23 protein-coding genes are annotated in these 25,484 nt (G+C 67.8%); 11 read left to right on the plus strand and 12 right to left on the minus strand.

All coding sequences use genetic code 11. The annotated features are described in order from the left end of the window. Positions 1–126: 126 nt before the first annotated feature. Positions 127–1,500 carry a glycosyltransferase family 2 protein gene (locus tag LT970_RS01815; RefSeq protein WP_232687261.1) on the minus strand — a complete coding sequence of 458 codons (1,374 nt, stop codon included), beginning with the start codon at positions 1,498–1,500 and terminating at the stop codon, positions 127–129. Between the two features lie 286 nt (positions 1,501–1,786). On the opposite strand from LT970_RS01815, the gene LT970_RS01820 reads away from it, so the two are divergent. Then, positions 1,787–3,691 carry a PINc/VapC family ATPase gene (locus LT970_RS01820; RefSeq protein WP_232687262.1) on the plus strand — a complete coding sequence of 635 codons (1,905 nt, stop codon included), beginning with the start codon at positions 1,787–1,789 and terminating at the stop codon, positions 3,689–3,691. Between the two features lie 56 nt (positions 3,692–3,747). Here LT970_RS01820 and LT970_RS01825 read toward each other — a convergent pair whose 3' ends face one another. Beyond that, positions 3,748–4,023, minus strand: coding sequence for a winged helix-turn-helix transcriptional regulator (locus LT970_RS01825; protein ID WP_232687263.1), 276 nt, complete (start codon positions 4,021–4,023; stop codon positions 3,748–3,750). 699 nt (positions 4,024–4,722) lie between these two features. Between LT970_RS01825 and LT970_RS01830 the strand changes: the two genes are divergently transcribed. From LT970_RS01830 to hflX, 4 genes are all read left to right on the plus strand, one after another. Then, entirely contained in the window at positions 4,723–5,022 is a 300-nt protein-coding gene (locus LT970_RS01830) for an EMC6-like membrane protein (RefSeq protein WP_232687264.1), read from the plus strand. Between the two features lie 3 nt (positions 5,023–5,025). Next, positions 5,026–6,858: a ribosome biogenesis/translation initiation ATPase RLI gene (locus LT970_RS01835; RefSeq protein ID WP_232687265.1), complete on the plus strand. Its 1,833-nt coding sequence runs from the start codon at positions 5,026–5,028 to the stop codon at positions 6,856–6,858. Between the two features lie 160 nt (positions 6,859–7,018). Further along, on the plus strand, positions 7,019–8,005 hold the full coding sequence (locus LT970_RS01840; RefSeq protein WP_232687266.1) for a DUF7096 domain-containing protein: 987 nt from the start codon (positions 7,019–7,021) through the stop codon (positions 8,003–8,005). A gap of 221 nt (positions 8,006–8,226) precedes the next feature. After that, on the plus strand, positions 8,227–9,516 hold the full coding sequence (gene hflX, locus LT970_RS01845; protein ID WP_232687267.1) for a GTPase HflX: 1,290 nt from the start codon (positions 8,227–8,229) through the stop codon (positions 9,514–9,516). Between the two features lie 302 nt (positions 9,517–9,818). Here the strand turns inward: hflX and LT970_RS01850 are convergent, their stop codons facing one another. Continuing rightward, a complete protein-coding gene (locus LT970_RS01850) occupies positions 9,819–10,340 on the minus strand; it encodes an archaemetzincin family Zn-dependent metalloprotease (protein ID WP_232687268.1) in 522 nt (173 codons plus the stop codon). 39 nt (positions 10,341–10,379) lie between these two features. Here LT970_RS01850 and LT970_RS01855 point away from each other — a divergent pair, with 39 nt between their 5' ends. From LT970_RS01855 to npdG, 4 genes are all read left to right on the plus strand, one after another. Continuing rightward, positions 10,380–10,763: a UPF0146 family protein gene (locus tag LT970_RS01855; protein WP_232687269.1), complete on the plus strand. Its 384-nt coding sequence runs from the start codon at positions 10,380–10,382 to the stop codon at positions 10,761–10,763. 47 nt (positions 10,764–10,810) lie between these two features. Further along, positions 10,811–11,224 carry a hypothetical protein gene (locus tag LT970_RS01860; protein WP_232687270.1) on the plus strand — a complete coding sequence of 138 codons (414 nt, stop codon included), beginning with the start codon at positions 10,811–10,813 and terminating at the stop codon, positions 11,222–11,224. Positions 11,225–11,316: 92 nt separating this feature from the next. Next, positions 11,317–12,201 carry a TIGR01548 family HAD-type hydrolase gene (locus tag LT970_RS01865; RefSeq protein ID WP_232687271.1) on the plus strand — a complete coding sequence of 295 codons (885 nt, stop codon included), beginning with the start codon at positions 11,317–11,319 and terminating at the stop codon, positions 12,199–12,201. Between the two features lie 45 nt (positions 12,202–12,246). Next, positions 12,247–12,915, plus strand: a complete 669-nt coding sequence (gene npdG, locus LT970_RS01870; protein WP_232687272.1) for an NADPH-dependent F420 reductase — start codon at positions 12,247–12,249, stop codon at positions 12,913–12,915. A 25-nt stretch (positions 12,916–12,940) separates the two neighbouring features. Here the strand turns inward: npdG and thiD are convergent, their stop codons facing one another. The 3 genes from thiD to LT970_RS01885 all read right to left on the minus strand — a co-directional run bounded on the left by thiD (position 12,941) and on the right by LT970_RS01885 (position 16,837). After that, positions 12,941–14,302, minus strand: a complete 1,362-nt coding sequence (thiD, locus tag LT970_RS01875) for a bifunctional hydroxymethylpyrimidine kinase/phosphomethylpyrimidine kinase (protein ID WP_232687273.1) — start codon at positions 14,300–14,302, stop codon at positions 12,941–12,943. Between the two features lie 103 nt (positions 14,303–14,405). Further along, entirely contained in the window at positions 14,406–15,905 is a 1,500-nt protein-coding gene (locus tag LT970_RS01880; protein ID WP_232687274.1) for a sodium:solute symporter family transporter, read from the minus strand. Further along, positions 15,905–16,837 carry a sulfide-dependent adenosine diphosphate thiazole synthase gene (locus LT970_RS01885; RefSeq protein WP_232687275.1) on the minus strand — a complete coding sequence of 311 codons (933 nt, stop codon included), beginning with the start codon at positions 16,835–16,837 and terminating at the stop codon, positions 15,905–15,907. Before LT970_RS01885 ends, LT970_RS01880 begins: the two co-directional genes overlap by 1 nt. Before the next feature lie 147 nt (positions 16,838–16,984). Here LT970_RS01885 and LT970_RS01890 point away from each other — a divergent pair, with 147 nt between their 5' ends. After that, on the plus strand, positions 16,985–18,775 hold the full coding sequence (locus LT970_RS01890; RefSeq protein WP_232687276.1) for a MutS-related protein: 1,791 nt from the start codon (positions 16,985–16,987) through the stop codon (positions 18,773–18,775). A gap of 63 nt (positions 18,776–18,838) precedes the next feature. After that, positions 18,839–19,354 (plus strand): CNNM domain-containing protein, encoded by a 516-nt coding sequence (locus LT970_RS01895; RefSeq protein ID WP_232687277.1) that lies wholly within the window; start codon positions 18,839–18,841, stop codon positions 19,352–19,354. 562 nt (positions 19,355–19,916) lie between these two features. On the opposite strand, the gene LT970_RS01900 is transcribed toward LT970_RS01895, so the two are convergent. The 6 genes from LT970_RS01900 to LT970_RS01925 form a co-directional block, all read right to left on the minus strand. Next, positions 19,917–20,078, minus strand: coding sequence for a DUF8014 family protein (locus LT970_RS01900; RefSeq protein ID WP_232687278.1), 162 nt, complete (start codon positions 20,076–20,078; stop codon positions 19,917–19,919). Between the two features lie 24 nt (positions 20,079–20,102). Beyond that, positions 20,103–20,834: a bifunctional helix-turn-helix transcriptional regulator/GNAT family N-acetyltransferase gene (locus LT970_RS01905; RefSeq protein WP_232687279.1), complete on the minus strand. Its 732-nt coding sequence runs from the start codon at positions 20,832–20,834 to the stop codon at positions 20,103–20,105. A gap of 88 nt (positions 20,835–20,922) precedes the next feature. Further along, positions 20,923–21,309: a DUF8055 family protein gene (locus LT970_RS01910; protein ID WP_232687280.1), complete on the minus strand. Its 387-nt coding sequence runs from the start codon at positions 21,307–21,309 to the stop codon at positions 20,923–20,925. After that, positions 21,306–22,973: an NAD(P)-binding protein gene (locus LT970_RS01915; RefSeq protein ID WP_232687281.1), complete on the minus strand. Its 1,668-nt coding sequence runs from the start codon at positions 22,971–22,973 to the stop codon at positions 21,306–21,308. Before LT970_RS01915 ends, LT970_RS01910 begins: the two co-directional genes overlap by 4 nt. Then, positions 22,966–24,624: an electron transfer flavoprotein subunit alpha/FixB family protein gene (locus LT970_RS01920; protein WP_232687282.1), complete on the minus strand. Its 1,659-nt coding sequence runs from the start codon at positions 24,622–24,624 to the stop codon at positions 22,966–22,968. Before LT970_RS01920 ends, LT970_RS01915 begins: the two co-directional genes overlap by 8 nt. 2 nt (positions 24,625–24,626) lie before the next feature. After that, positions 24,627–25,481 carry an electron transfer flavoprotein subunit beta/FixA family protein gene (locus LT970_RS01925; protein ID WP_232687283.1) on the minus strand — a complete coding sequence of 285 codons (855 nt, stop codon included), beginning with the start codon at positions 25,479–25,481 and terminating at the stop codon, positions 24,627–24,629. Between the last annotated feature and the right edge of the window lie 3 nt (positions 25,482–25,484).

Below are 25,484 nucleotides of genomic sequence, written 5' to 3' on the forward strand. Positions count from 1 at the left end.
CTGCGGCGGTTCTTCGGAGAACAGACGCGAGAGGAGTGCTATCTGGACTGAACGCGATACTGCGCGGTCTACTCGGGACACAAAAGCAGTGTCGTCTGCCAAAACGTGCCAGAGCCGTTGAACTGCCTACTCGTCGTCCGCTCGCGCCGTCGTCACGTAGACGGCGTCGCGCCGGAGGATGAACTCCTCGATGAACGCGATGACGTAGAAGATGGAGTTCACCACGAGGAACGCGCCGATGGTGAGCGCGGCGATGTACTCGTGTGGATGGTGGTCGAGTCCGTCCCGGCGGTCGCTGTAGAACATCGCGCCCGCGGCGATGACCGGGAAGACTCCGAGAATCGTCCAGAGAACGCGGCTGTACGGGAGGTACGCCGTGAGCTTCACGCCCGCGTCGAAGAAGCCCGCGGTCTGGAGCAGGTCGAGCAGCGGGAGCGGCAGTCCGATGAACAGAAGCGGCAACAGCAGGTTGTAGGAGAACGTCTGGACGGCGTCGGCTTTCGCTGTCTTCGACGGGCCCGGCGAGCGCATGATACGGCCGATGTGTCGGACGCTGACCTGCATCCAGCCGCGCGCCCAGCGCTTGCGCTGGCTCCACCACGACAGCACCGTCGTCGGCTGTTCCTCGTAGGTGATGATGTCGGGGTCCATGCGGATGGTCTTCCCCTCGGCGTGGATCTTCGCGGAGAGGTCGATGTCCTCGACGAGGATCTCCTCGTCGAACGGCCCGATCTCTTCGAACACCGTCGAGCGGAAGAACGCCTGGCCGCCGCCGAACAGCGTGAATCCGCCGAACACCTGCCGGGCGAACAGCTCGACCTTCTCGATGATGTGGCGGTCGACGGTGGCGTACAGCGCGATGAGGGAGTCGCCGGGGTTGCGGCCGTAACAGCGACCCTTCACGCACCAGGTGTCCTCCTCGGCGGCGAACCAGCGCACGGCGCGGTCGACGGCGTCGGATTCGAACTGGTGGTCGGCGTCGATGCTCGCGATGATCTCGCCGTCCGCGTGTTCGAGCGCGTAGTTGGCGGCTACCGCTTTGCCACCGCCCTCCTCGTCGCGCTCGACGGCGACGAAGCGGCTATCCTCGGCGGCCGCGCGCTCCGCGATTTTGCCGGTGTTGTCGGTGCAGTCGGCCTCGTAGCAGATGACGACTTCGAGTTTCTCGGCGTCGTACTCGAGGTTCTTGCAGGCCTCGATGGTCTCCGGGAGGACGCTCGCCTCGTTGTACGCGGGGATGATGACGCTGACCGTCGGCCGCTCGTCGTCCGCGAGTTCGGGCGGGTCGGCTGCCTCCGGAACGGAGATGATAGCTGAGAGGGTGAGTCGTGCGAGCTGGACCAGGATGACCAGCAGAATGACCGTTTTCAACGCTCGGATGTACGACCAGGACAGGAGTGCCGGCAGCAGGCCGACGACGACGATGGCGAGTACGAGGCTCCCGTACAGCGCCACCTTCGAGAGGGAAACTGTCTGTTCGTCGACGCGCTCTACGTCCATGTTACGTAACTCCGATACGAGCCAACCAAAAAACAGTACCGACTCGCGGGTAATTCAGGGTGTCAGGCGTTCGCACTCGAGATTCATCCTGCCTCCGTCTGATTGACACGTGCGGCGGTAGCCCCCTCTCCTGTCGGCGTGTCGTCAACGAACTGTTAGTCTGTCGCCGTCGACCTGTCGGTCGCGTGTCGACCGTCGCCGTTGAACCGACCGCCACGAATCGAATCATCGCCCGGTCGTGCGCTTGAACACCCTTATGGGTGCGCCGGGACAACTTCGAATCAACATGAACGTCGTTCCTGATACGAGCGTCGTCGTCGACGGCCGCGTCTCGGAGCGCGTCCGCGACGGCGAGTACGCCGGGGTCACCATCTACGTCCCGGAGGCCGTCGTCGGCGAAGTCGAAGCGCAAGCGAACAGCGGCCGGGAGACCGGGTGGGACGCACTGGAGGAACTCCAGCGCCTCGCCGACCTCGCCGACGACGGCGAGATAGAGCTTCACTACGTGGGGGACCGCGCCGCCGAGGAGGACATCCAGCGCGCGTCCGCAGGCGCAATCGACGCCATCATCCGTGACGTGGCGGACGAGTACGACGCGGTGTTCGTGACGAGCGACATCGTGCAGGCCGAAGTAGCGAAGGCGAAGGGCCTGGACGTCGAGTATCTCGAACCCCTCGAACGCGAACTCGGTGAACTCGCGGTCGAGCAGTTCTTCGACGACGAGACGATGAGCGTCCACCTCAAGGAGGGCGTCGTGCCGATGGCCAAGCGCGGGAGCGTCGGCGAGGTGTCCTACGAGGAGGTCGGCGAGGACGTCCTCGAACCCGAGACGCTCAAGGAGTACGCGGGCGAAGTCGTCGACACCGCCAAGCGCGCGGACGACTCGTTCGTCGAACTGTCCGAGGACGGCATGACCATCGCGCAGGTCCGTGACATGCGCATCGCCATCTCCGAGCCCCCGTTCTCCGACGCGCTCGAAATCACGGCCGTGCGGCCCACCGTGAAGACGACGATGGAGGACTACGAACACCAGGAGGAACTCCAGGAGCGCCTCCTGGAGCGCGACCGCGGCGTGCTCATCGCCGGCGCGCCGGGCGCCGGGAAGTCCACGTTCGGGCAGGCCGTCGCGGAGTTCCTCGCGGACTCCGGGTACGTCGTGAAGACGATGGAGAAACCCCGCGACCTCCAGGTCGGGAAGGACGTCACGCAGTACACGGAACTCGGCGGGCAGATGGAGAAGACCGCAGACAGCCTCCTGATGGTGCGCCCGGACTACACCATCTACGACGAGGTGCGCAAGACCGGCGACTTCGAGGTGTTCGCGGACATGCGCCTCGCGGGTGTCGGGATGGTCGGCGTCGTCCACGCGACGCGCCCCATCGACGCGCTCCAGCGCCTCGTCGGCCGCGTCGAACTCGGCATGATCCCCCAGATCGTGGACACCGTCGTCTATATCGAAGCGGGGGACGTCGAGACGGTGTACGACGTGGCGACAGAGGTGAAGGTGCCCGAGGGTCTGATGGAGGAGGACCTCGCGCGCCCCGTCATCCAGGTCCGGGACCAGTCCACGGGCAAGCCAGCCTACGAGATCTACACGTTCAACCGCCAGGTCGTCACCGTTCCGCTGGAGGACGGCGGCAGCGAGTCCGGCGTCGACCAGCTGGCGAAACAGGAGGTCGAGCGCGAGATTCAGGCCGCCACGCGCGACCAGGTCGAGGTCGACATCCAGGGGCCGAACAACGCGGTCGTCTACGTCTCCGACGACGACATCAGCCACGTCATCGGGAAGGGCGGCGGCCGCATCTCGGACATCGAGAACCGCCTCGGCATCAGCATCGACGTGCGCACGCTCGACGAGCACCCGGGCGGGAGCGGTGGCGGTGCTGGCGGGAGCGGCGCGGGCGGCAGCGGCGGCGGTGCTGGCGGCGCGACAGGTTCTGCTGGCGGCCAGAGCGCGGGTCAGTCGGGCGACATCGTCACACCCGAGGTCACTTCGCGGCATATCATCATCCCGCTGGAGGGCAGTCGCTCCGGCGAGACGGTCGAAGTGCAGGCCGACGGCGAGTACCTGTTCACGGCGACGGTTGGCCGTGGTGGCGACATCAAGGTCTCCCGTGGCTCGGCCATCGCGGAGGAGTTAGAGCGCGCCATCGACCGCGAACTGATGATCTCGGTCGTCCCGAACGAGTAGGAGGCAGCCGACGAGAAGGCGACAACGAGCGAGAAGAGGGTCGTAGAACGGGAGCGCTACGCGGCTTCCGCGTCGGCTTCCGCGCAGGCGTCGTCGTTGTTCTGGCGGGTCAACTGGTAGAGACTCTGGCGGGCGTCCGCGAAGTAGATGTCCTCGTCGACGGCGCCACGGTCCTCGAGGCGCTCGAGCGCGTACCGGACTGTCCGGGCGGAGAGCATGGTTTCCTCGACGATTCGTTTCTGCGTGAGGGGACCGTCGTACTCGAGTACCTTGTAGACGAGCTTGGCGCTCGGTGGCAGGTCCTCCAGCACACTGTCGTCTGAAGCCATCATTACGATTCGAAACACCCCACCCGCTTAAATCTGCGGGCGAATACGTTGGCATGTTCGTTCGACGTGAACTCGTCAAATCCTCGAACGTCCGGAAATCCCGGCTAAACACGGTCATATCATCGCCGCCAACACCCAGAAAGCCCCGACCGTCCTCAGAACGGCGAAGCCGTTCTGATGGGCTGCACGAGACGCTGCAGCGTCTCGTGAACGTCTCGACTCGGGAGCCTCGCTGCGCGCGTCGCTCACTGTGTTCGCTTCCGTGCTTGCGTCGGCTGCCTTCGTCGAGACGGCCGCCCCTTTCAGTCCTGGAAGACTCGCTGCGCTCGTCTTCCAACCGTCGCGGGCGCAAGCGCCTGCTCAGTCCCACCCAAGCCGGTTGCCCAGTCGGCACGAGGTGGGACTGAAAGGGGCGGCGCGCTCGCGCATCGTTTAGTCGTCTCGCTGGCCACTATCTGCGAGCACAGCGAGCAGATATGCCGGCGCGCGACCGCGAGTGCGCCGGGGCTTTCTGGGTGTTGACGGCGGTGGCTCAGTTGTGTTTTCCAGTCGGGGCTTTCTGGGTGTTGGCGGCGGTAGCAGATTCGTTGTCTGCAGTGCGGACTTCTGAACACCTCCAACCCACACCGAGAAATCAGGCTCGACAAACCACGCCATCTAGCAAGCGAACTCCTTTTGAGCGCGGCCCTCGGAGAGTCGGGTATGACAGAGACCGTGGACCGCAAGGCCTCCCATCGTCGGAGCCTGAAGGTGACCACCATCGCCACGCTCGGCGGGGTCGCAGCGGCGCTCGCGTCCCAGGCCATCAGCGTGCCCGCCGGGAGCAGGAACAGCCTGCTCGTGGTGTTTGCGCTCGTGGTCGTGGAACTCGGCCTAATGCGCGCGTTCGGCGTGGACGTCGGTGAGTTCTCCGCGAAGGACCACCTCTACATTGCGTTCATGACGTTCGCGATGTGGTTCGTGGCGTGGGGCGTGTTGTTGACCGAGGGCATCGCCTTCTAACCAATGGCGGAGGACAGCATCGCGGTCGTTGACCTCGACAGGTGTCAACCCGACCGCTGTAACTACGAGTGCTCGAACTACTGCCCGCCGAACCGCACGGGCAAGGAGTGTATCACGCTGCGCGGGGAGGACGCAGAGGACGGCGACCCCGACCAGGTGCACATCTCCGAGGAGATCTGTCTCGGGGAGTCGTGTGGCATCTGCGTGGAGAAGTGCCCGTTCGACGCCATCGAGATCATCAACCTCCCGCAGGAGCTCACGGAGGAGCCGACCCACCGCTACGGCGAGAACGCGTTCGCGCTGTACGGCCTGCCGGTGCCCGAGTCCGGGAAGGTGACGGGGATGCTCGGCCCGAACGGCATCGGGAAGTCCACGGCGGTGAAGATCCTGGACGGCGAGATTACTCCGAACCTCGGCGACCACGGGGATCCGCCAGGGTGGGAGGAGATCTTGGAGCAGTACCGCGGCACAGAACTCCAGGACTACCTCCGGGACGTGCGCGACGACGACGTGAGCGTCGCGCGCAAACCCCAGTACGTCGACCAGATTCCGAACCAGTTCGACGGCGACACCCGCGAGCTGCTGGAGGCGACCGACGAGCGCGGCGTCCTCAACGACCTCGTCGACCGACTCTCCATCCGCCCGGTGATGGACCAGTCCATCGATTCGCTGTCCGGCGGCGAACTCCAGCGGGTGGCGCTCGCGGCGACGCTCGCGCGCGACGCGGACTTCTACTTCCTCGACGAGTTGACGCCGTACCTCGACATCGGGCAGCGCGTCACGGCGGCGCGAATCGTGCGCGAACTCGCCGAGGAGGAGGACAAGGCGGTGCTTGTCGTGGAACACGACCTCGCCGTGCTCGACATGCTGGCGGACACCATCCACGTCGCGTACGGTGAACCGTCCGTGTACGGCGTCGTCACACCACCCAAGAGCGTGCGCAACGGCATCAACGAGTACCTGAGGGGGTATCTCCAGAACGAGAACATGCGCATCCGGCCGGAGACCATCGAGTTCGAAGAGCACGCGCCGCGGCCCGCAACGCGCGCGGACACCCTCGTCTCCTACCCGGACATGGAGAAGTCCTACGGCGAGGGCGAGTTCTCGCTGTCCATCGAGGGCGGGGAGGTCAACCGGAACGAGGTGCTCGGCGTCGTCGGCCCGAACGGCATCGGGAAGTCGACGTTCGCGAAGATGCTCGCCGGCGACCTCGAACCAACAACGGTCGGCGGCGAGGACGCCGACGAACTGGACCTCGATCTGGACATCGCGTACAAGCCCCAGTACGTCGAGGCCGACCAGCAGATGCGCGTGGACGCGTTCCTGGCGTCCATCACGGACGACTTCGGGTCGAGTTACTGGCAGACCGAGATCGCGGACCCACTCCAGCTCGACTCCATCATGGAGCAGAACCTCCCGGACCTCTCGGGCGGGGAGCGCCAGCGCGTCGCCATCGCGGCGACGCTGTCGAAGGACGCCGACCTCTACCTGCTCGACGAGCCGTCGGCGCACCTCGACGTCGAACAGCGCGTGCTCGCCTCGAGCGCAATCCGTCGGTTCGCGGAGAACCGCGAAACCACCGTGATGGTCATCGACCACGACATCTACATGGTCGACCTTGTGTCCGACCGCCTGATGGTGTTCGACGGTGAACCCGCCGAACACGGCCACGCGTCGACGCCGCAGCCGATGCGTTCGGGGATGAACGAGTTCCTCGCGAACCTCGACGTGACGTTCCGGCGCGACGAGAACCTCGGCCGGCCGCGCATCAACAAGCCGGGGAGCCAACTCGACAAACAGCAGAAGCGGGACGGCGAATACTACTACACGAACTGACCTGTCCGTCGACCGGCTACACTTCCGACGGAAACTGACGATTTCTGCGGGCTCTTCCGCGAACTGGACCGTTAACCACGGTTAATTCGCGTTAATCGTCCGTAAGTGGGTCGCACGGTCACGGTTCTATAAGTCCAACGGGGTGCAACGAACTGGTAAGATGAGAGCATTTGTCGTCGTCGTCACGGCACTGGTCGTGGTCGGCGCGAGTGCACCGCTGGTCGCGGCGTCAGGGGCAGGGCCTCTGCCGTCGGCAACCGACGCCGGGCCGGCGTCGGAGGCACTCGAGACGCCGGGCAACGAGACGGAGAACGGGGCGGAGAACACGTCGACGTCGCCGGGTGCGCAACTCGCCGGCGTGGTGAACGTGCAGGCCGCGGCCGTCGAGGGCGAGGTGCAGGCTCGCTCGTTCGGCCTGCAGATAGCCGCTGCTCGCTCGAACGCGTCGAGGGCCGCAGTCGTGGCGACGCAGGCCGGCGAACTGAGTGAGACGCTCGCGGAGTTACGGGAGCGAAAGCGCGCGCTCCTCGAAGCGAAACAGAACGGCAGTATCTCCCAGGCGAGGTTCCGCGCGGAGATGGCGGGGTTGGCCGCCGAGATATCCACGGCGCGCCAGTTGTCGAACGTGACCGCGAACACCGCCGCCGAACTGCCGCGGGCGAAACTCGAGGCCACCGGCGTGGACGTCGACGCCATCACGAGGCTCCGGACGGACGCGGCGAACCTGTCGGGCCCGACGGTGTCCTCGATAGCCCGCAGCGTCGCCGGAGTGTCGAACGAGACCGGGGACACCTCGATCGGACTCGGTGCCGGCAAACCAGGGTTCGGTGGTATTCCCGGTCCGGTCGGCGGCGGTAACTGGTCGGTCGGTTCGGGCGGGAACGTGTCCATCGGCCCGGACGGAAATCTGTCTGTGGGTCCGGACGAAAATTTGTCCGTCGGGCCGGACGGTAACTTGTCGGTCGGCCCGGACGGAAATCTGACGGTGGGCGCCGGCGGTGAAACCGCCGGGTCCACGAACACGTCTCTCACTCCGGATTCGACCACGAGCGGCGTCATCGACGTGGTGAACGACACCGACGACTCGACGCTGAACACGAGCGACGACGACGGGCTGACCGCGTTCGGATCGCTGGCGGCACGCTGAGCAGTCGGCGAACGCGTCGACGTTCCCGCCGATGGTGCGGTAGCCGTTGACACACCACCGGCATCGTTTTTCCGGGTGCCGTCGTCGGTGGGTGTGTACATGCTCCTCGACTCGTAGCCGGGCGTCCGAACCCGGCGGCCGACGAAGCTCGGCCCTTCTCACATCCGCCGCGTGCGGGCGTCACGACGTGCATCGACGTTCGACCGCCGACTCTCACACGCATGTCACGACGCGGCAACAAGACACTCGTAGCGAAACGCACAGATTCGAAACCGATCGACACCGACGAGATACGCGCGCTCTGTGACTCCGCCGGCCTCGACGTCGTCGGGGAGCGGACGCAGGTTCGCCCGCCCGACCCGACCCACGACTTCGGCGCTGGCGCGGTGGCGGACATCGCCGAGCGCGTCACGGAGGAGAGCGCCGACCTGGTGGTCGTGGACGACGAACTCGACCCGGGTCGCGCGTTCAACCTCCAGGAGGCGGTCGGCGCGGAGGTGGTCGACCGCACGCGCCTCGTCCTCGACATCTTCGCGGAACGCGCGGAGACCAAGCGCGCTCGCCTGGAGGTCCGACTCGCGGAACTGCGGTACGAACTCCCGCACGCCGAGGCGAAGGCGCGGCGCGGCGAGAGTTCGGGCCGCCGCGGGTTCAAGAGCGGCGGCGAGGAACCGCAGGCCGCCCAGATGCGCGCGGACTACAAACAGCGCATCAAAAACGTCCGCGAGCAACTCGACCAGTTGGACGACGCGGACGACGACGCCCGGCGCGAGCGCCACGAAGCGGGGTTCGACCTGGTGGCGCTGGCGGGTTACACGAACGCCGGGAAGTCGACACTCCTCCGCCGCCTCGCCGAGGACCACGCCGTCGAGGAGAACGATGCGCGCCACGACGACCTGGGGGAGACCGCGGCCTCCCGCGACCGCCTGTTCGAGACGCTGAACACGACCACGCGGCGCGCCACGCTCGGCGACCGCCGCGTCCTGCTGACGGACACCGTGGGCTTCGTGAGCGACCTCCCGCATTGGCTGGTCTCCTCGTTCCGGACGACGCTGTCGGCCGCCCGCGAGGCGGACGCCGTCCTACTCGTCGTGGACGCGAGCGACTCCGTCTCCGAGGTGCTGCGGAAGACAGAGACCAGCCTCGAGGAACTAGATACCCGAGAGGGAGCACTCGTCCCGGTGCTCAACAAGCGCGACGTTGCCACCGACCTCGCGGAGAAGCGCGACGCCGTCGCGGAACTCGCGGGCGACCCGGTGGTCGTCAGCGCGACGGAGGACGACGGCATTGGCGCGCTCCAGACCGCCGTTACCGACGCGCTCCCGGACCGCGACCGCGTCTCGCTCGGCGTCCCGAACTCGGACGCCGGCAACGCGTTCGTCTCGTGGTGCCACGACCACGGCGCCGTCGAATCCGTCGAGTACGGTTCGACAATCAGCTTCGAGTTCGCGGCCCGTCCGGAAGTCGTCGCGAAAGCCGAGGGGCGGGCCGGCAATCTCGAAGCGGACTGACCAGCTGGTGTCCGGTGGAGAGGTTGTCTAGCTGGTGTTCGAGACGGGACCGGACCAGCCGGCCGGCGCTAGCGTTCGCGCGTCGAGCGGTTCGCCAGAACCCGAGACGCGCGATTCACCGCGAGCCGAAGGCTCGCGGGCCGACGAGCGAACGGAACGAAGTGAAGTGAGCGAGGAGTGCTTTTAGTGCAGGTTTTGCCGAGGGCGCGCGAAGCGCGCCCGTGGTCCGAAAGACGGCTACGCCGTCTTTCGTCATCTCGAAAGGCGCTTCGCGCCTTTCGGCGACAGCGCAAAACGTGCGTCTAGAAGATGTTCCGCTGGCAGCTCCCGCAGAGGTGTTGTTCCTTCCGGTCGACTTCGCGGACCGTGGGGGAGAAGTTCATGGCACAGCGGTTGTTGTCGCAGTGTTCGAGGCCGAGCGTGTGGCCGAGTTCGTGGACGACCTCCTTCCGGACGCGGTCGTCGAAGACGTCTGCTGCGGGGCGTTCGGAGAACCCGCCGTCGCTGGAGGTCTGGAGTCGGTAGGTAGAGACGACACAGCCGCGGCCGTCGAGGTACGCGAGGCCGAAGACGTAGTTCCGTCGTCGATAGTAGAGGTCGTTAGGGGTGATGGCGAGCGTCTTGTCGCCGTCGCCGACGCGACTGGCGACGTCGATGAATTCAGCGGCGCGGTACTGGCTGCGTCCCTCGTCGTAGGCGTCCTCCGGAACGGATTGTTCGGGGGAGACGGTCACCTCGCAGTCGTAGATGGACCGGAGACTGCTGGAGGCCTCGCGTTTGACGTGCGCGGGCACGTCGCCGACAGGGACGATATCTACCCGCATGGGGTGATGTTTATCGGCGTCGGCAATAAACATCCCGGCGTGAGCGAACCGCAGACGGTGGTGGACGCGCTGGCCGAGTTCGATCGACTGGTGGAGGTCGGCGTCGGCCGGCGGACGGACGTGGCGGCGGCGCTGGCAGAGCGGGGGTGTGCGGTGACGGCGACGGACGTGTACGAGCGTGACGTACCGGACGGCGTCGAGTTTGTGGTCGACGACGTGACCGACCCCGACCCCGAGGTGTACGCCGACGCGGACGCGGTGTACGCGTTGAACTGTCCGCCGGAACTCCATCGCGCGGTCGTTGACGTGGCGGACGCGGCGGGCGCGGCGTGCGTGTTTACGACGCTAGGGGGTGACCAGCCCGCGGTGTCCGTCGAGCGGCGGACCGTCGAGGCAGACACGCTGTACGTCGCTCGCCGGTAGTTGGCCAGCACGGTTTTCCTCGGCGAAGCCGGACATTCCCACGTTCGATGAGTGACGGTCGTTCGACGTTCACCTGGATACTGGCTGGCGCGGCGCTGGTCGCCGCCGTCATCCTCGTGGCGGTCACAGTGTTCGGACTGGGGTTCCCGACGTTGTCGGTGGACCCCACGGAACCGCGCGAAGACGACCTGCCGGACGTGCAGATCGAGTTCCGGCCGAATCCGAACTCGATGACGCTGTACTTCGCTGGGGGTGACGCCATCGAGAGCGGACGGGTGTACGTGGACATCGTGGGCGGAAAGAACCGGACGTGGGCTGGCATCGACCTGGACCTGGACCCGAGCGACCCGCTGGACGCTGGGGAGCGTGCGTCGGTGACCGAGTGGTCGGAGGGTCAGGCGATTCGCATCTACTATCAGGGGAACAACTCCAGCGGCGTCATCGCCAGATACGACCCGTAGCGCGGTGGTCTGTGCTGTAACGCGGTGGCGTGTGACGCGACGTGGTGGCCCGAATGGGAACTGATTTTCCGCCGCGTCGCGTGGCTGCGGACATGGAAGCCGACGCTGTCGTCCTCGACGTGGACGGCGTGCTCGTGGACGTGGCCGACTCGTACCGTCGCGCTATCGTGGAGTCCGTCGAGCGCGTCTACGGGGACACCATCGAGAAGGGCGCCGTCCAGTCGTTCAAGGACGCGGGCGGGTTCAACAACGACTGGGCGTTGACCGACGCCGCGGCGCTGTTCGTGCTGGCCACGCGGGAGGGCTACGACGGCGACGTGGCGGCGTTCACGGACGCGATAGCCGAGCGCGGCGGCGGACTCGAAGCGGCGGAGGCGGTCGTGGAATCCTCGCTTGCCCCGGACGCAGTCGAGCAGGTGCGGGAGGCCTGGAACCCCGAGCGTCTCCGCAAGGTGTTCCAGCAGTTGTACCTCGGGAGCGACCTGTACGAGGAACTGGAGGGTGGCGCGGCGGACATCGACTGTCCGGGGTTCATCCACGACGAGGACGTGCTGGTCTCCCCGGAGACCGTCGAGCGCCTGACCGAACGCTACCCCGTCTGCGTGTTGACGGGCCGGCCGTCGGACGAGGCGGACATCGCACTCGACCGCGTCGGTCTCGACGTGCCGGCCGACCGTCGGTTCACGATGGACGACTGGGAGGAGGGGAAGCCACACCCCCGTGCGCTGGTGACGCTCGCGGAGCGCACCGGCGCCGACTCGGCGGTGTTCGTGGGGGACACGCTCGACGACATCGAGACGGCGTTGAACGCTCGGAAGGCAGACTCTGGGCGCGAGTACTGGGCTGTTGGCGTGCTTACCGGCGGTCTGACGGGCGACGCGGGCCGACGGAAGTACGAGGGGGCGGACGCGGATCTCGTGCTGGATTCGGTGAACGACCTGCCGGAGGCACTGGAGCCGAGGTCGGGATCCGAGTGAGAGCGTGACACAAATCCTTATTCGGTCGCCGGGTGACTCACGAGTATGCGAATCGCGTTGCTCGGTGGGACCGGCGACATCGGCGAAGGGCTGGCGCTGCGATGGGCGTACCACACCGACCACGAGGTCGTGATCGGCTCCCGCGACCCGGAGAAGGCCCGAACCAAGGCCGAGGAGTACGAGACGGAACTGGACAGCCGCGGCGTCGAGCGGAAGGTGACTGGGTTCGCCAACGAGATGGCGGCCGACCGCGCGGATGTGGTGGTGCTCGCGGTGCCGGCGTACCACGCCAAGGACACCGTCGAGGCGGTCGCGGACAGACTCGACGCGGAGACGACGCTCGTGACGCCGGCGGTCGGGATGAAGCGCACGGACGACGGATTCCGGTACAACCCCCCGAAGGCGGGGAGCGTGAGCCAACTGGTCGCGCGCCACGTGCCCGACGACACACCCGTGGTGGGCGCGTTCCACAACCTCGCGGCGGACCGCCTCGCGAATCTCGACGTGGAGTTGGACCTCGACACGCTCGTCGTGGGTGACGACGGCGACGCGAAGCAGAACGTCGCCGACCTCGCGAGCGGAATCGAGGGCTTGCGCGCGCTCGACGCCGGCCCGCTCGCGAACGCGGCGGAGGTGGAGTCGCTTACGCCATTGCTCGTGAATCTCGCGGTCAACAACGAGGGGATGCACGACGTCGGCGTGAAATTCGAGTAGCCGCCGCGAGACGGCCGTTCGTCCTCTACGCGAACGAGAGCAGTTTTTCCTCGAGCGATTCGGCGTCGTCGGCGAGCACGCGGATCATCGCTTCCTTTCCGACCGCGCCGCTGTCGACGACTGCGTCCGGCGCTCGGTGTCGCTCGCGGTTTCTTCCAGTCACCGCTCGTCCTTCCGTGGCCTCTCGCTGGTCGGCCACGCGTTTCATCGCTTCTCTGGCCGTCCAGTCCATCGTGCCGTCGGCGTCGGCGGGTTCTTCGGCGCGGTCCACGACGACAGCGTCCCAGCGCTCGCGCACGTCGCGGTCGCGCTGCTCGCTCCAGCGGACGTTCGCGGCCGCGGAGACGGCAGGGTCGCGTTCTCGAACGCCGAGCAGGAAGCGCGCGACGTGGCTCGACGCGCCCGGGGCAACTCCGCCAGCGGCACGAACGCCGCGCTGCGTGGCGTGCAGGCGGCCGTCGACGGCGACCACGTCGTCGGGAGTGCGGGCGTCTGGTGGTGCGACGGCGACGTTCGTCCCGACTTCAGGGACGAGACCGGTCGGCCACTCGCGTTCGAGCGCGGCGACGACGCTCCGGGCGTCGGCGAGTGCGTCGGTGCTGGCGGCGTCGACAGCGTCGTGGTCGACGGGGCCGTTGCCGGCGCCGAGCGAGAGTCCGGATTCGATGGCGCGCGTTACGGCCTCGACGCCGCGCTCGACGGCGACGGGCAGTTCGTCGCCGCGAGCGAGGTGGGCAGTGATGGCGGCGGAGAGCGTGCACCCGGAGCCGTGCGTGTTCGCGGTGTCGACGCGTTCTCGAGTGAACGCCCGCGTGCTTTCGCCGACGAACACGTCTACGGGGTCACCGTCGAGGTGGCCACCGGTCAGGAGGACCGCGTCCGGGCCGAGGTCGAGGACCGCTTCGGCGGCGGCGCGCAGGTCGCTCTCGTCCGCCACGGTGACGTCCGCCAGCAGTTCCGCCTCGGGGACGTTCGGCGTGGCGAGGGTCGCTTCCGGCAGTAGGTCCTCGCGGAGCGCGGAGACGCCGCGCTCGGTGAGCAGGCGGTCACCGCTCTGGGCGACTGCCACCGGGTCGACGACCACGGGGAAGTCGGCGTCAGCGACCGCGTCGGCGACCGTTGCCACGACGTCCGCGTTCCCGAGCATCCCGGTTTTCGCCGCTGCGACGGGGAAGTCGGAGACGACGGCATCGAACTGCGAGCGGACGACCGCCGGGTCGAGCACCTCGCTCGCGGTGACGCCCGTCGTGTTCTGTGCGGTGACGGCGGTGAGCGCGGATGTGCCGAACGCCCCGCACGCCTCGAAGGTCTTGAGGTCGGCTTGGACGCCCGCACCGCCGCCGCTGTCCGATCCCGCGACCGTGAGTGCGACTGGCGGGTCGGTCACCCCGACCACCCGCCGAGAACCGCGTACACTTCGAAGGCGAACGCTCCCAGAACGAGCGCGACAGCGCCCCAGACCAGCGCGGCGAACGCGAGCGGTCCGACCGTCACTTCGACCCCTCCCCGCCGTCCGCGCGAGCGGTTCGAGAGCGCGAGCGGACGCGGTCGTCGAGCGCGTCGACGTCGATGGAGCGGTCGTGTCGTTTGGGCAGCAGTAGCGTCAGCACGGTAGCGACGGCCGTTGCCGCCACGAACGCCGCGAGGTACGAGGGTGCTGGTAACGGACCACTCGGGAGGACGGCCCTCGCTCCGGGGAACCAGACGAGACCGGCTCCCAGTCCAAGGACGGCCGCTGCGAGTGCGTCCTCACCCGTGGGCCGAGTGGCGTAGAGTCCCGCGACGATCGGCGGGAACGTCGCCGCTGCGAGGAGGTCGGCGAACAGGAACAGCGTCAGCACGCCGTACCCCTGCACGGCAACGACTGTGGCGGCGACGACGACGGCCGCGGTGCCGAGGCGTCCGGCGCGCACGAGCGTCGAGTCGTCCGGGTCGTCGAGGAGGCGTGCGGCGTCCACGGTGACGAGGCTCACGAGCGCGTTACACACTGTGTCGGCGGAACTCGCGACGAGGAGTACCGCGAGCACGACGACCGCGAGCACCCCAGCCTGGGGGAGCGCGGCGTCTGCGGCCGCGAAGAACGCCACGCTCGCGCGCTCCGTGCCGACGACGCCGAGGCCGCGCGCGAGCACGCCGACGAGACCGGCGAGCAGCACCATCGGGACGACGGCGACGCCAGCGACGACGAATCCGCGCCGGACGGTGGTGTCGTCGCGCGCGGCGTAGACGCGCTGCCACTCGCTCTGGTTGAGGAGGTTCGCGCCGAGAACCGCGAGGGTCACGTACGCGCCGAACGTCACGCCGGGGAGGTAGCCCGGCGAGAGCAGGTTCGGATTCGTCGCAACGATGTGGCCGTGAACTGCCGTCGCGCCGCCGAACGAGAGCACGACGGCCGCCACCGTCGCGGCTAGCAACGGGAGCACGACCAGCGCCTGCAGGGCGTCGGTCGCGAGCGTCGCGACGAGACCACCGTACCCCGCGTAGACGAGCACTGCGCCGCCGACGAGAGCGGCGGTCACCCACGGCGGCACGCCGGCGAGATACGCGAGGGCGCTCGTGAGGCCGGTTAGCTCTGCGGCGAGAAAGACGAACATGTAGAGCGCGCTCACCGTGAGAACGTAGGCGTAGGCGGCGCTCCCGTAGCGCGCGTGGACGTACTCCGTGAGCGAGCGCCCCGAGGGGACGACGTCGCGGACGCGCGGCCCGACGACGGCGAACGCGAACAGCGGAAGCGCGCTGCCGACCGCGTAGCCGAGGACGGCCGGAAGCCCGCCGAACGCCGCGCCCGCCTCCGCGGGACTGAACAGGATCCAGCCTCCCATCGCGGATGCCACAAGTGTCGCCGTGAGCGTCCCGACGTCCGCAGTTCCGCGAGCGACCACGAAGTCGTCGAGGGTGCCGACACGACCCCGTGCGGCCCACAGTCCGACGGCTGTCGACCCGGCGAGGGCCAGAACTGCAGCCACGGGAACCGCGAGCGCGCTCCGCATCAGTCGTCGTCGGCGGCGGTGGCACCGCGACCCGGGAGGTCGACCGTCGGCGCGTCGACGCCGAGTTCGTCGAGTGCGGCCTGCGCGGCGGCCTTCCCGGAGAGGAGCATCGCCCCGAACGTCGGTCCCATTCGCGTCAGACCGTGCGTCGTCGCCGTGGCGAGACCCGCCGCGACGAGGCCGTCGTGGACTTTGCCGGTGTGCTCGACGACCTTATCCTCGCTGTCCGCGACCCACATCGAGTCGTGGCCGGGCGAGTCGTGACCGGGCGCGCCGTACTCGCCGTCTGCGGTCTTATCCATGCCCGTGTTGTGTTCGCTCGCGTGCTCGATGCCGGGCGCGTCGAGGACGCCGCGCTCCTGGAGTTTCGAGACGACGACAGCGTCGTGGCCGGTGGCGTCGATGACGAGGTCGGCCTCGACAGCGATGGGGTCGACGCAGGTGAGTTCGCGCGGGAGCGCGTGGACGGGCGTCCAGTTCATCACGATGCCCGCGACCTGGTGGTCGTCGCGCACGACGACGTCCGTGAACTCGGTCATGTTCTGGACGCGCGCGCCGGCGTCACAGGCCGCTTTGATGAGCGCGGAGCAAGCGTGCGGGCCGTCGGCGACGGCGAGACCGTCGGTCTCCTCGTCGTACTCGTACGGAACGCCGAGGTCGTCGAGCACGTCGTCTGCGGGCGCGCGAACGGTGAGTTTGTTCATCAGGAAGCCGCCGAGCCAGAACCCACCGCCCAGATAGTTGTTCTTCTCGACGACGGTGACGTCGACGTCCCGGTCGGCGAGTTCCTTCGCGGCCATCAGGCCGGACGGGCCACCGCCGACGACGATGACGTCGGTCTCGGTGTCGTCGATGAACTTCTCGGTCCACTGGCGGGCGATGGCGCGCGTCACCTGTGCTTCGTCGGCGTCTGCGAACGAGTCGAACGGCATACTACTGGGTTTTACAACTGGGTAATTAAGCGTTGGGATGCAGCGGTCGCCGGTTGGTCGCCAGCATCGCTACCCGGTCGCGACGCGGAGCGTCACCGCCGGGCCGACCACGCAACCCTTTACTCCCGTGCCGACAGACGGCGAAGCATGCGACTGGAGGAGTTCTGGGGTGTCGGCCCGAAGACGGCCGAGCGCCTCGAAACCGAACTCGGGGTGGCCGACGCCGTCGACGCCATCGAGAGCGCCGACGTGCGAACGCTGGTGTCCGCGGGCATCTCGCGCGGCCGTGCTACCCGCATTCTGCGGCGCGCGAACGGCGGGGAGGGGATGGACGCGCTCGCGACGGACGACGCGCGAGCGGTGTACAAGGACCTCGTGGCGCTCGCCGCGACGTTCGCGGTGACACAGCACGCCGCCGACCGCGTCCGCGTGCTCACGCCGCTCACCGACCGCGAGGAGATGGCCGCGCGCCTCGACAGCGTCGCCGCCGCCCGCGAGACCTGGCGGAATCTGGACGAAGACGCGCGCGGTGACGTACTGGCCATCTTCGAGGAACACGACAGCCGGGACAGCGGGGAGCGCGCTGCCGTCGAGACGGCGCTCGCGCTCCGGGATTGCGAGGCCCTGTGGTCGGATGGAGCGGGCGAAACAGCTGCCAGCGGCGTGTTCGCGCCGCTCGCCGCCATCGACCGGGGCCATCTCGAGGACGCCGCCGAGGCGCTTCGCTACCTCGGTCCCGACGGCGTGCGTGAGGGCGCGGACGCAAAACTCGACCGCCTCCGGGAGCGGGCGAGTACCCTCGAGCGCCTCGAACGCGACACGTTCGACGTGCTCGAGACGGTTCGCTCGGAGGGCGTCGACGGGACAGACGAGTTCCGCGAGGCGTTCGTCCAGTACGTCGCCAGCGAGACCGACGTGCGCACCGGAGAAGTCCGGGAGGCGATGTCGCCGGACGCCGCCGACGCCGCGGACTTCGTGAGCACCACGCTGCGCTCGCTCGCCGAGGACGTCCGGGAGCGCGCCGCCGAGCGCGAGGACGACGTCGAAGCCGAACTGCGGGGCGACATTTCGGGCGGTCGCGAGGCCGTCACCGCCGCCGTCGAGGCGGTGAGCGACATCGCATTCCACCTCTCGCTCGCACGCTTCGCGGCGGCGTACGACCTCACGCGCCCCGAGTTCGTCGACCACGACGGACTCGCGGTTCGGAACGCCCGGAACCTCGCACTCGACGCGGACGGCGAGGACGTCCAGCCAGTGACGTACGCCGTCGGCGACCACGACATAGAGCCCTCGGGAAGCGCCGCTGCTGACCCGCCCTCCGGAGACCGCGTCGCCGTGCTCACGGGCGCGAACTCCGGCGGGAAGACCACGCTCCTAGAGACGCTCTGCCAGGTCGCCGTGCTCGCCAGCATGGGCCTGCCGGTGCCCGCCGAGCGCGCGGAGGTCGGGCCGATGGACTCCGTCGTGTTCCACCGCCGCCACGCGTCGTTCAACGCGGGCGTGCTGGAGGCGACGCTGCGCTCGGTCGTGCCGCCGGTCACCGCCGGCGACCGCACGCTGATGCTCGTCGACGAGTTCGAGGCCATCACCGAACCGGGGAGCGCCGCCGACCTGCTCCACGGCCTCGTCACGCTCACCGTCGAACAGGAGGCCCTCGGCGTGTTCGTCACCCACCTCGCGGACGACCTCGAACCGCTGCCGGACGTCGCGCGCACGGACGGCATCTTCGCGGAAGGCCTGAACCAGGACCTCGCGCTCCGCGTGGACTACCAGCCGCGCTTCGACACCGTCGGGAAGTCCACGCCGGAGTTCATCGTCTCCCGCCTCGTCGCGGACGCCGCCGACCGCTCGGAGCAGGCCGGCTACAACACGCTCGCCCGCGCCGTCGGCGAGAGCGCCGTCCAGCGCACGCTCGCGGACGCGAAGTGGAACGAATAGCGGGAAGCAACCACCAGCGAGGCCGCACCAACCGCTTTCCGTCGCGATGCCGTCTTTCTCGACATGGTCGACGTCTCCATCGCCGCGTCGCTGGCCGCCGTCGCCGTCCTGCTCGCGGCGTCGGCGTTCTTCTCCAGCACCGAGATCGCGCTGTTCTCACTGACGCCGAGTCGCCTCGACGCGCTCGCCGGCGAGGACGCCCGCGGCCCCGAGGTGAAACGCCTGCGCGACGACCCCCACCGCCTGCTCGTCACGATTCTTGTCGGCAACAACGTCGTGAACGTCGCGCTCACCAGCATCCTCACCGTGTTGCTCGTGGCCTACCTCCCGCCCGGGTTCGCGGTCGCCGGGACGACGCTGGTCGCCACGACGCTCGTGCTCGTCTTCGGCGAGATCGTCCCGAAATCCTGGGGGCTCGCGAACGCCGACTCGTGGGCGCTCGCGGTCGCCCGCCCCGTTCGCTACATCGGTCTGGTGCTGTGGCCACTCGTGGCCTTCTTCGACGTGCTCACGCGCAGTCTGGGGGGTGCTACGGGTGGCGAACCAGACATCGAGCGCGAACTGCTAGAAGAGGAGTAGTGTTTGTTTGGGGGTTGGAAACGAAGGTCGTCGTTAGACGCCCAGAAGGTCTTGACTGCAGAGAACCGAACTACTTCCTCAGTCACCCAGAAAGCCCCGGGCGTCCTCAGAAACGCGTAGCGTTTCTGATGGGTGGTTCAAGAGGCGGCGGAGCCGCCTCTTGTCATCCCGAGAGACGCATCGCGTCTCTCGGACGACTGCGGAAGACGCTGCGCGTCTTCCGAACGTCTCGACTCGGGAGGCTCGCTGCGCTCCTCGCTCCCGATGGTCGCTGCGATGCTTACGTCGCCTGCCGTCGCCGAGACGCCCGCCCCTTTCGACCCCACCCGATGCCGGCTGGCCAACCGGCCTGGGAGGGACTGAAAGGGGCGCCCGGCTACGGGAAGCCCGACGAAGTAAGCACCCGCCGGAGCGCAGCGAGTCGCGCGACCGTAGCCGGGCGGGGCTTTCTGGGTGGCCTCAAAAGCAGTATTGTCGTCTTCAACCGGGGCTTTCTGGGCAGTCTCGGCAGAGGAATCAGACAGCTCTGCTACTCACATTTGGCCAGAACAAGCAGTAAATCCTAGGGCCACTCGGAGTTCGAGTCGGTCAGCGGTTCGGCGACGACGCCGTCCTCGCGAGCGAGTACGCGGGCGTGGGGGAGACAGACGTCTCGGTCGGGGCCGCGCGGGTCGTAGAGGCGGATGGCCACCGCGCGGTCACAGCCGTCTTCGGAACAGGTCATTTCGGTGCTGGCACGGGTCGCGGCTCAGAGCCGGACGGCCATCATCACCTCGTCGACGTACTGGTCGTCGAGTTGGTAGTGGTCGGCGCGCGTGGCTTCGACCTCCCAGCCGTTGGCTTTCAGGAACTCGATGGCGTCCTGGTTGCTCGCGGGGACGGAGTTGTAGATCTTTTCGTAGTCGTGGGCGGCCGCCCATTCGAGGCCGCGCTCGAGGAGGTGGCTGCCGATGCCGTGGGTGCGGTACGTTTCGATGACGCCGACCGTGAGTTCGGCGGTGTGCGCGAGTTTCTCCAGTTCGGGGCCGGCGACGTGCACCCACCCGACGACGTCGTCGCCGACGGTGGCGACGAAGAACATGCGCTCCTCGAGGTCGTTGTGGCGCAGGAGTACTTCCTCGTGGTCGATGACGTCCGCGACGCTCTCGGCCTCGATGTACGCGCCCTCGCTCGCGACCTGGCGGATCGCGCCGACGAGGCCAGTCAGATCTGCTTGCCGGGCGGGCCGTACGACGAACTCGACGTCGCCGTCGCGGTGCTCCTCGGCGACGGTGTCGTCGAACGCGACCTGGATGACGCCGTCCTCGACCGTGAGGTAGCCGTCGCGGCGCAGGATGGCGACGTGGTGGCGGATGCCCCGGGGGTCGAGGCGCAGCGCGCTTTCGAGGTCTTCGAACCGGCTGGCGCCGTTCCGCTCTACGTAGTCGTAGATCTGTCTCCGGTCCGCGTGCCCGAACTCCAGGTCCCGCTGTACGTTCATGCTTATTGCTACCAAACCTCGCTATTAAAATCTTGTCACCAGTTAGCACGACCGTCACTGCGCTGCAGTATCGAACACGGGGTGGCGTTCACGACCCGCCGCGCTCGGGAACGCGGGTCAACACCTGCGCCGTGTCCACGACGTTCCGCGTGTCGAGGAGCGCTGTCGCGGCCTCTCGAATCGAGAAATCCGCGTCCAGTTCGACGCCGTAACACCGCGTGTACAGTGTCAGCCAGTCGTTCATCGCGCGTTCCAGGAGCGACAACTCCACGTCCGAGAACGCGGCGTTACTCCCGCCGGTCCGCCCCTCGACGTACACCGAGACGGCGGGACCGACGCCCTCCACGAGGTAGCGCTTCGCTTGCTCTTCGTCGGGCGGTTCCGTCGGCGGGTCGAAGGACTCCCGGTCCCGGCGCGACTCCTCCGCGAGCGCGCGAACGCGCTCCCAGTGCGCCGAGTGAGACGACTGGGTCATCCCTCTTTGAACTCGACACCCTTCCCGCCGCGCGGGTGCTCCCACTCGGTGTCGGCGACCACCGCACACGTTCCACACTCCACGCAGGGTTGCGTGTCGAGGCTCACGACGCGCTCCTCTCCGCCGTTGCGTTCGACCGTCTCGGAGCGGTAACAGCCGCCGCCGAAGTCCTCGGCGCTCACCGGACACGCCGCCACCGCCGCACCGCTCGCCGCGTAGGACTCGTCGACCAATTCGATGTGGGGGTTGCCGACGTCCGTGTCGTACGTCAGGTCGCCGATGCGGTCCGCGAGACTCGGCGGTTCCACCGCGGAAACGCCTTCGACGCGCTCGCCGAGTTCCTCCGCGATGACCGTCGGCAGGGTGACGTACGGCGTCTGCGTGTCCGGCACGATCGAGGAGAGGTACGGTGACCCGTACAGGCCCTCGAGGCGGTCGCCGAGCGCGCGAACGGCGGCGCGACCGACTCCGGACTCCAGGACGCCGTCCACGACGCTCGTCACGGGTGCGTGCTCGCCGAGTGCGCTCGTCACGCGGTACCCCGTCGGTCGGAGTTTCCCCATCACGCCCTCGTCGTGGAGGCGTTTCTCGTAGCGCTCGCCGGCGCGATGCGGGTTGCCCCGGGATTTCGCCTCGACGTACGCTTCCGCCGCCAGCGCGCCCGCGGTCACGGCGTGATTCATCCCCTTGATGATGGGCCCCTGGGCCTGCATCTGGCCCGCGGCGTCCCCGACCAGCACGAGGCGGTCGCGGTGGGGTGACGTGTGCGCGGCCTTCTTCGAGTCCGGCACGAGTTTCGCGGAGTACTCCAGTTCGTCGTAGTCGTCGCCCAGCCAGTCCGCGAGCAGCGGATGAGTGAGCAGCGCGTCGAGCAACTCGTGGGGTTCGGCCTCCTGTGCGACGAGGCTGTCGAGGTGGAACACCGTCCCGATGGAGAGCGTGTCCTCGTTCGTGTAACAGAACCCGCCGCCCCGAACGTCCTCGAACAGGTCACCCGAGAACAGGTGCGCGACGCCCTCGCCGTCCTCGATGCCGAAGCGCTCGTTTATCTCCTCGGGGTCGACGTCCACGACGGCTTTCACGCCCTGGAACCACTCGTCTGGCTCGTCCCAATTCATCAAGTTCGCATCCCGCGCGAGTTCGCTGTTCGCGCCGTCCGCCGCGACCACGAGGTCCGCCCGGATCGGGTCGAGTTCGTCGCAGGTCACACCGACGACCTCCCCGTTCTCCCGCAGAAGTCCGTTCACGCGGACGTCCGTCAGCAGACCGCCGACCGTCTCGCGGGTCTTCTCGTGGACGCGTTCGGCGAGCCACGAGTCCATGTGTCGCCGCAGTACGGCGTCCGACCAGTCCGTGTCGTGCTCGTGCAGCGGCGTGATGTCGAAGGTCTTGACCTGCCGGCCCGCGACGTTGTGGAGTTTGTACTCCGTCACCGGGCGCTCGCTCGCTTCCTCTCGGAAGTCCGGAAACAGGTCGTCTATCGTGTACGGCGCTGATGTCTCGCCGTACAGCAAGCCGCCGCTCACGTTCTTCGCCCCGGCCTCTACGCCGCGCTCCAGGACGAGCGTCTCTACGTCGTTCCGTGCGAGCGTCGCGGCCGCCGCCGCCCCACCCGGGCCGGCGCCGACCACGACTGCCTCGTAATGTTCGTGGTCCTCAGTCATCAGATGCACCTCTCGCCTGTAGTTCCGCGACGTCGAGTTCGCCCGATTCGAGCGCGTCGGTCAGCGCCGGTAGCACGTCGAAGAGGTCGCCCTCCACGAAGAAATCCGAGAACTCCCGGATGTCCGCGCCCGGGTCGGTGTTGACGGAGACGATGGTCTCGGACTCGTCCATCCCGACCTTGTGCTGGATGGCGCCGCTGATGCCCGCCGCGATGTACAACTTGGGAGCGACGACCTGTCCCGTCTCACCGATCTGTCGCTCCTCGCTGGCGTACTGTTCGACGTGGCCGTCGAAGTCGTACGACGACGTGACGATGCCCCGGGAGATTCCGAGGTCGGCGTCCTCGAAGGCGTCCACGAGGTCGAGACCGAGTTCCATCCCCTCCGTCGGGTCGTCCCCGATGCCGCGTCCGAGCGCGACGATGACGTTGTGGCCCGTGAGGTCGACGCCGTCGTCGAGGCGGTCGTGTTCGGTGACGTCGACGCGGAACCAGTCCTCGTCGAGGTCCACGTCGTACTCGTACACTTCGCCCTCGCGCTCGGGGTCGAAGTCCGGCGCGTCGAAACTGCCGGGAATCACGGACGCGCCCTGCGGGTGGAACTCCCGCGTGGGGTTGTCCAGACAGAGGATGGTCGAGTACTCGAACCCGGAGAAGTCCGGGCGCTTCATGTGGAGCACGCGCTCGAACTGCCGGTCGCCCTCACCGCCCGTCTTCGCGGGGTTCGAGATGACGGTGTTCTCGATGTAGAGTCCGGAACAGTCGCTCGCGAGGCCGCTGTCGAGTTCGCCCTGCACCTGCGCCGAGAGGTCCCGGCCGTTGTTCGTCGCCGGGAACAGGACGTACCGCGGTTCGTCGTAGTCTCGCCACGACGAGTCGCCGGCCTCCGTCTCCTCGTCCAGTTCACCGCCCGCCCGCGCAATCCGCGTGAACAGTTCCGTGTAGGACTTGTGGCGGAACCGCTCGAGTTCCGCGTCCTCCTGATAGACGACGACGTCCGCGCCGTACGCGATGGCGTCGTCGGTCAGGTCGTCGATGCCGTCACCGAGCAACACGGCGACGACGCGTTCTTCAGAGCCGTACTGCTCGTTGTAGTCGTCCATCAACTCCCGGGCCTTCCCGAGCATCTCCCGGGAGACGTCGAGGAGGTCCCCGTCCTGCGTCTCGCAGAACACCCACATGTCCTCGTAGGAACCGCCCTCGAGGTCCTCGACGTACTGCTTGTCGGCGGTCGGGTGGTCGAGTTCGGGGTACTTCTCCTCGGGGGACTGGACGACCGTCTCCCCGGTGTCCTCGTCGCTGCCTTGCACGGAGTCGATGCGGTTCCGTATCAGGCGTGTCACGCTATCCCGGTCTTCGCCCGACTCCTCTCGCTCGAGGAGGTCCTCGAGCGCGTCGACGTCGTCGATCTTCGGGAGTTCGTTGCCGAGGTCGGCGGGACTCATCTCCGAGGGGTCGAGGTCGCCATCCGCTTCGTCCTCGTCCTCGGCGAACTTCTCGATGCGTGACTCGATGAGTTTCTTCGCGCCGACGCGGTCTTGCCCCGCTTTCTCGGCCTCGAGCATCGCCTCCAGTTCGTCGAGGTCCTCTACCTCCTGGATCTTCGGTCCGAGTTCGGAGATGTCGTGGTCGTTCGGGTCGATTTCGGGCACGCTCAGTCACCCCCCGCGAACTGCGCCATCTCGTCGACGAGCTCGTTCATCTCGCCCTCGTCGGTCGGGTCGACCATCGTCGCCTCGCGCTCCGAGGGCGCCCGCGGAATCGGGTCCACGGAGGAGACGATGGTGGGCGACCCGTCCAGACCGATGTAGTCGGGGTCGAGGTTCAGCGCCTCGTGGTCCCACGTCGTCAGATGGTCCTCGTGGTCCTCGGCGCGCGTCTGGGTCTCCTCGCGGAGGTCCTTGTGTTCGAGTCGGTGCTCGGCGCGCCGATAACTCGCCTCGAACTCGGAGTCCGTGACCACGAACGCTGGCAGCGGCGCTTCCACCGTCTCGATCTCGTCCGGGTCGCCCTCCACGAGTCGCTTCGCGCGCACCGTGCGGTCGTCCTCGTCGACGTCGAGGGCGACGACGTGCGTGAGAATCGGCCAGTCGAGACACCAGCACGCCTGCGGACCGGTGTGACCCGTCTCGCCGTCCGCGGTTTTGAATCCCGCGAACACGAGGTCAGGTTGTTCCTCGAGATGTTCGAGGCCGGTGGCGAGCGTGATCGCGGTCGCCCACGTGTCGGAGGCCGCGAGTTCGCGGTCCGAGAGCAGGTAGAGGTCGTCCGCGTACACCGTCTCCATGGCCTCCCGGAGGATGTCGCCGTAGCCGGGCGGCCCCATGCTCATCACGCTCATCCGGCCGCCCCGTCGCACCTTCGTCTGGAGGGCGGCGCGGAGCGCGTGCTCGTCGTTCGGGTTCATGACGGTGGGCGTATTCCCGCGCTCGAGGTGGCCGTCCTCGTCGAAGGACACCTGCCCCTCGCGGAAGTCCGGCACGCCCTTCGTCAGTACGACGCTGTACATCGC

The organism is Halobacterium zhouii, from assembly GCF_021249405.1.
Taxonomy (GTDB): Archaea; Halobacteriota; Halobacteria; order Halobacteriales; family Halobacteriaceae; genus Halobacterium; species Halobacterium zhouii.

Excerpts from the sequence above, each read along its gene's own strand:
- LT970_RS01910 (WP_232687280.1), bottom strand. The coding sequence starts at position 21,309 with ATGACCCAGTCGTCTCACTCGGCGCACTGGGAGCGCGTTCGCGCGCTC.
- LT970_RS01850 (WP_232687268.1), bottom strand. The coding sequence starts at position 10,340 with ATGCGGGTAGATATCGTCCCTGTCGGCGACGTGCCCGCGCACGTCAAA.
- LT970_RS01885 (WP_232687275.1), bottom strand. The coding sequence starts at position 16,837 with ATGCCGTTCGACTCGTTCGCAGACGCCGACGAAGCACAGGTGACGCGC.
- LT970_RS01830 (WP_232687264.1), top strand. The coding sequence starts at position 4,723 with ATGACAGAGACCGTGGACCGCAAGGCCTCCCATCGTCGGAGCCTGAAG.
- LT970_RS01905 (WP_232687279.1), bottom strand. The coding sequence starts at position 20,834 with ATGAACGTACAGCGGGACCTGGAGTTCGGGCACGCGGACCGGAGACAG.
- LT970_RS01835 (WP_232687265.1), top strand. The coding sequence starts at position 5,026 with ATGGCGGAGGACAGCATCGCGGTCGTTGACCTCGACAGGTGTCAACCC.
- LT970_RS01915 (WP_232687281.1), bottom strand. The coding sequence starts at position 22,973 with ATGACTGAGGACCACGAACATTACGAGGCAGTCGTGGTCGGCGCCGGC.
- LT970_RS01900 (WP_232687278.1), bottom strand. The coding sequence starts at position 20,078 with ATGACCTGTTCCGAAGACGGCTGTGACCGCGCGGTGGCCATCCGCCTC.
- LT970_RS01865 (WP_232687271.1), top strand. The coding sequence starts at position 11,317 with ATGGAAGCCGACGCTGTCGTCCTCGACGTGGACGGCGTGCTCGTGGAC.
- LT970_RS01925 (WP_232687283.1), bottom strand. The coding sequence starts at position 25,481 with ATGTACAGCGTCGTACTGACGAAGGGCGTGCCGGACTTCCGCGAGGGG.
- LT970_RS01840 (WP_232687266.1), top strand. The coding sequence starts at position 7,019 with ATGAGAGCATTTGTCGTCGTCGTCACGGCACTGGTCGTGGTCGGCGCG.
- hflX (WP_232687267.1), top strand. The coding sequence starts at position 8,227 with ATGTCACGACGCGGCAACAAGACACTCGTAGCGAAACGCACAGATTCG.
- npdG (WP_232687272.1), top strand. The coding sequence starts at position 12,247 with ATGCGAATCGCGTTGCTCGGTGGGACCGGCGACATCGGCGAAGGGCTG.
- LT970_RS01860 (WP_232687270.1), top strand. The coding sequence starts at position 10,811 with ATGAGTGACGGTCGTTCGACGTTCACCTGGATACTGGCTGGCGCGGCG.
- LT970_RS01895 (WP_232687277.1), top strand. The coding sequence starts at position 18,839 with ATGGTCGACGTCTCCATCGCCGCGTCGCTGGCCGCCGTCGCCGTCCTG.
- LT970_RS01890 (WP_232687276.1), top strand. The coding sequence starts at position 16,985 with ATGCGACTGGAGGAGTTCTGGGGTGTCGGCCCGAAGACGGCCGAGCGC.
- LT970_RS01815 (WP_232687261.1), bottom strand. The coding sequence starts at position 1,500 with ATGGACGTAGAGCGCGTCGACGAACAGACAGTTTCCCTCTCGAAGGTG.
- LT970_RS01825 (WP_232687263.1), bottom strand. The coding sequence starts at position 4,023 with ATGATGGCTTCAGACGACAGTGTGCTGGAGGACCTGCCACCGAGCGCC.
- LT970_RS01880 (WP_232687274.1), bottom strand. The coding sequence starts at position 15,905 with ATGCGGAGCGCGCTCGCGGTTCCCGTGGCTGCAGTTCTGGCCCTCGCC.
- LT970_RS01820 (WP_232687262.1), top strand. The coding sequence starts at position 1,787 with ATGAACGTCGTTCCTGATACGAGCGTCGTCGTCGACGGCCGCGTCTCG.